Annotated in this window: 3 protein-coding genes and 2 pseudogenes; all 5 read right to left on the bottom strand. The window is 43.0% G+C overall.

Annotated features, from left to right (window positions below; translation table 11 throughout):
- A pseudogene (locus PX484_RS07900) lies at window positions 1-345 on the bottom strand (DUF3887 domain-containing protein); the annotation flags it as partial.
- A gap of 115 nt (window positions 346-460) precedes the next feature.
- Entirely contained in the window at window positions 461-2,539 is a 2,079-nt protein-coding gene (gene glgX / locus PX484_RS07895) for a glycogen debranching protein GlgX (RefSeq protein ID WP_287767574.1), read from the bottom strand.
- Between the two features lie 276 nt (window positions 2,540-2,815).
- Window positions 2,816-3,713, bottom strand: a pseudogene (locus PX484_RS07890) (DUF4351 domain-containing protein).
- A 57-nt stretch (window positions 3,714-3,770) separates the two neighbouring features.
- Window positions 3,771-4,709, bottom strand: coding sequence for a DUF4351 domain-containing protein (locus PX484_RS07885; RefSeq protein WP_287668444.1), 939 nt, complete (start codon window positions 4,707-4,709; stop codon window positions 3,771-3,773).
- A 233-nt stretch (window positions 4,710-4,942) separates the two neighbouring features.
- Window positions 4,943-5,034 (bottom strand): transposase (locus PX484_RS25980; protein ID WP_287168939.1); only part of this gene is annotated, 92 nt, incomplete at its 5' end.

The raw sequence follows: 5,034 nt of genomic DNA, 5'->3' as shown, positions 1-5,034 counted from the left end.
ATTGGCATTGATAGCATCGAGTAGCTTGCTTTTGACAATGCGCTTAAACGGTCCAGTATTGTCAGTGACTTGGCTTTCCCAGACCTTTTGCAGTTTTTCGGCAGTCCAGAGGGGTTTTAGTTGGGGTGACAAAGCTGCAATAACTTTACCGTATTGTTTAGTTCCCAACCATTCTACTAACTGCCGAGCTTGCTTTTCTTCTCGGACGGGATCACCAATAGCGATCGCAGTCGGTTCTAGGTTCGCCTGTACCGGTGAAACGCTGAACGCGGTCCAAGGCAGGGAAAAACCAATTAAACACAAAGAGAGAATCGATACCCGTTTCGCTAATGAAAGCCGCATCATTTCAGCTATTGCTCCGCAAATAAATAACGTTTTTCCACTTGACGATTGAATTGATGCCATTGTTCATTAGTTAAAGCATTCAAGATCGCTCGATCGGGTAATATCTCTCCCCTTGTTATACTGGTTTAACGATTAAGACTACCGCCGAGCGCGCTTGCACCCGATAGGTTTCCGATTCAACAGCGGCCTCGGCATCTAAATCACAGGCTGCCTCGGACAATTGCCCAGCAGTATCGATGACGCGATGCCATTTTTCCCCTTGTCCCAAGGGGGGTAACTGGAAGTTGAGAGATTCCCAGTAAGCGTTCAGCATAATGTGTAAATACTCGTTCGCCTTGGGATGACGCAGGGAAAAAGCTAAACTGCGGGAATCTTCCGACCAATCGGGTTTACTCAACTGTACGCCATGCCAACTGAGATGGGGTTCAAGACTGGTATAGGTGACTTCTAGCAATTTTTCCTGACGGAAAAGAGCTAATTTTTTATTAAAATCGATCAGTCTCCTTACGAAACACCAAAGATCGAACTCTTGCTCTACCGCACTCCAATCGAACCAACTTAACTGGTTATCCTGACAATAGGCGTTATTGTTGCCCTTTTGGGTGCGTCGCACTTCGTCCCCCATCAACAGCATAGGTGTTCCTTGGGAAATGAACAGGATCGTTAAGAGATTTTTTATTTGTTGCAGTCGCAGGGTTTTAATCGCCTCGTTATTGGTTTCCCCTTCTATCCCACAATTCCAGCTAAAATTATCGTTGCAACCGTCCCGATTCTTCTCGCCGTTAGCCTCGTTGTGTTTCTCGTCGTAGGACACTAGATCGTTAAGGGTAAAGCCATCGTGACAGGTAACAAAATTTATACTTCTCTTGACATTGTTGTCAGGTCTGTGGTATATGTCGGGGCTTCCTAAAATCCGCGCCGCTAATTTGCTGACTATGCCGGTATCTCCCCGGACAAAAGCGCGCACATCATCGCGAAAAGGACCATTCCACTCGGAAAACCAATCGGCAAATTCGACAAATTGACCGACACTATACAATCCTGCCGCGTCCCAAGCTTCGGCGATTAATTTTGTCCCGGCTAAGACCGGATCCGATTCGATCGCCCAGATCATGTTATAACCTTTTTGCAGGATCGGTTCCCCGTCCACATTGCGCGATAATACGGCCGCTAGGTCAAAGCGAAAACCATCCACGTGCATTTCCGACACCCAATAGCGCAAACAATCGAGAATCATTTTGCCGACAATGGGATGACTACCCTTGAGGGTGTTACCACAGCCGGTATAGTTGCTATAGAGGCTTTTATCGACCGCATCGAGGATATAGTAGGTGCGATTATCGATACCTTTCAAGGAAAGAGTCGGCCCGGTTTCGTCCCCCTCGGCGGTATGATTGAAAACCACATCGAGAATCACTTCGATCCCCGCTTTGTGTAACGCTTTCACCAGATCCCGAAATTCATTCAAAGGACCCAGGGGTGAGCGATCGCTACTGTAGCCAGCATGGGGCGCAAAAAAGCCGATCGTGCTATAACCCCAATAGTTAGTTAACCCCGGCATAGCGGCAGCGGGATCAAAGTAATGAATCGGTAACAATTCCACGGCAGTAATGCCTAAGTTTTTTAAATAGGGTATTTTTTCGATTAATCCCGCAAAAGTACCTCTTTTTTCCTCGCTAACGCCAGAATTCGGGTTGCGAGTAAAACCACCGACGTGCATTTCGTAGATAAAACTGGCAGAGTAGGGAGTGCGTAGCGGTTTGTCATCTTCCCAATCATAGCGGCCCGTATCCACTACCAGACCCCGCAAAGCTCGATGACAATTATCGCCTTTTTCGCTGGCAGCTTGCCGATCATAAATTTCCGCACCGACAATCGCTTTCGCATAGGGATCGAGAACTACTTTATCAGGATCGAAGCGATGACCCTGGGCCGGATTATCCGGACCATAGACTCGATAAGCATACACTTGACCGACTCCAATGCCGTGAACGAAAATATGCCAATAGAAAAAGGTGCGGTTTGTTTGCGGGGTGAGGAGAATAGTCTGGCTAGGTACGGGAGAATTAGCATCATCAAATAATAATAATTCGATCGCAGTGGCATATTTAGAAAATAGTGAGAAGTTGACACCATCGGCCAAGACAGTCGCACCGACGGGATGGCTTTTACCGTGATCGGTTTCTAAGGTCATTGTCAAGAGATGAGAAGTGATTAGGAGTAGTATAAGATTATTCGGCGTTGTTGAATCAAGCTATGAATCCCAAATGTGTGTCCTATCCAAAAGTTAGTTTTGGTCTAGGTTGTGAAAATCTCACCCAAGAAGCTCAGAATTCAAATCAGCAAATCCAGATTTTCTTGGAGATGGCGTGATTAATTTCTAAGACCTTGCCCTATTCAATAAAGCTCTCAATTTTCCGAGCAATCAAGAAAAAAATATAGGAGTTTTAAATGACCTTTCCCGAATATTCTAGGCTTGATTAAGCCAATTAATTAAGTCAGCTTGACTCTTAAAGTCTAGTAATGCTTCTCCTAAGTCTTCTAATTGTTCTACGGTTAGTTTTTGGATAGTTTCGGTAATATGCGGGGGAAGTTCACCAAAACGTCGGTTAAGTAAGCGTAGCACTAGATTGGCTTCTCCTTGTTGAAGTCCGATAGCTTCTTCTTGTTGAATAGCTTTTTCTCTATCTTGTTCGTATAAAGGGGCTAAACGCATAATAAATTTACTCTCTTCCTGGGTTCTTTTGGGTAAGGCTTGCAAGTTCCTACTCAAATTGTATAATAATTTTAAGGCAGCTGATTTGAAAGGATGACTAGAAGATAATGCCTCTAATTCATCAATCGCTCTGCTTCTGGTTCCTCCTCTACCTAATAATCTTAACCAAAGGGTTTCAGGGGTTTCAGGTAATTGATGCAGGACAATAATGGCTGTGGTTAATGCTGGAGGTAAAAAATAAATTCCTTCTCCCCAATCTGGATGATTGAGAGCGGAAAAAGCAGTTATAATTCTTTGACTGGCCGTAGGAGTTAGTATCCATAGTCTAGGGATATTTTCTGCTAATAAGGGTTGTTGATTGCGGTGAGCTTCTCTTTGTAATTGTTCCCGCACAGTCAACAGTTTAGATAAACAGGCAATAATGCCATCAATCGTGACTGGATTGCGATAGGGTTCCAATAAACAAGGGGTTTGAGCTAATTTGCCCAATAAACCTAATTCGGGCGGTATTTTGGGGGAAGTCGGTCGAAAATACACATCGATTTCTTGAGTTTTTGCCGTCACATCAAGGCTGGTTTTCACGTCACCGGAAGAAGAGAGAAAGGTTTCGAGGTAGTCTTTCACTAAATTTATCCCAAAGAAAGCGAGTCAAGACCTAAGTTATTAAATCAATGATGATGATTATTTTATCATCTTCAAAGCCTATTTATTAGTTCAGCCAATTAATTAAGTCAGCTTGAGTCTCAAAGTCTATTAATGCTTCTCCTAAGTCTTCTAATTTTTCTACTGAGAGTTTTTGAATAGTTTCGGTGATATGCGGGGTCAGTGGACCAAAACGTCGCTTTAGTTGACGTAGCACTAACTTGGATGCTTCTTTTTGAAGTCCGATAGCTTCTCCTTGTTGAATCCCTTCGATTCTACCTTTTTGAAGTCCGATAGCTTCTCCTTGTTGAATAGCTTTTTCTCTATCTTGTTCGTATAAAGGGGCTAAACGCATGATAAATTTTCTCTCCTCCTGGGTTCTTTTGGGTAAGGCTTGCAAGTTCCTACTCAAATTGTATAATAATTTCAAGGAAGCTGATTTAAAGGGATGACTAGAAGACAAGGCCTCTAATTCATCAATCGCTCTGCTTCTGGTTCCTCCTCTGCCTAATAATCTTAACCAAAGGGTTTCAGGGGTTTCAGGTAATTGATGCAGGACAATAAGGGATGTGGTTAATGCTGGAGGTAAAAAATAAATTCCTTCTCCCCAATCTGGATGATTGAGAGCGGAAAAAGCAGTTATAATTCTTTGACTGGCCGTAGGATTTAGTATCCATAGTCTAGGGATATTTTCTGCTAATAAGGGTTGTTGATGACGGTGAGCTTCTCTTTGTAATTGTTCCCGCACAGTCAACAGTTTAGATAAACAAGCGAGAATTCCCTCAATCATGACAGGATTGCGATAGGGTTCCAATAGACAAGGGGTTTGAGCTAATTTGCCCAATAGGCCTAATTCGGGCGGTATTTTGGGAGAAGTCGGTCGAAAATACACATCGATTTCTTGAGTTTCTGCCGTCACATCAAGGCTAGTTTTCACGTCACCGGAAGAAGCAAGAAAAGTTTCGAGGTAATCTTTACTAAATTTGTCCCAAAGAAAGCGAGTCAAGGCTGAAGTGATTCAATCGATGATCAGGGTTATTTTATCATCTTCAAAGCCTGATTAGAAAAATTAGCAGCATTGCAGCTTTAGTTACAGATTTTTCCTAGTTTTTGCGCTAAAACTGAAAGGTTAATCAGCAAAAAACGCGCTCGACGAATGAAACCGCAAATCATCGTCTGTGGATTAGGTCGCACCGGTTATAAAATCTTTTGTGGTTCTTCCGAACTTACCATGTAAAATCAACTAGCAAAATGCCAATTTAATAAACATCTAAGACTAAAGTTTTTAAAGTTTCTAAATCCATAGCCTCTCCTTTTAATCACCTTCAGTT

The organism is Microcystis sp. M49636_WE2, from assembly GCF_030065375.1.
Classification (GTDB): Bacteria; Cyanobacteriota; Cyanobacteriia; order Cyanobacteriales; family Microcystaceae; genus Microcystis; species Microcystis aeruginosa_C.
This window is presented reverse-complemented; position numbering and strand designations above follow the sequence as displayed.

Coding starts and splice junctions, on each gene's coding strand:
- glgX (WP_287767574.1), bottom strand. CDS start 2,539: ATGACCTTAGAAACCGATCACGGTAAAAGCCATCCCGTCGGTGCGACT.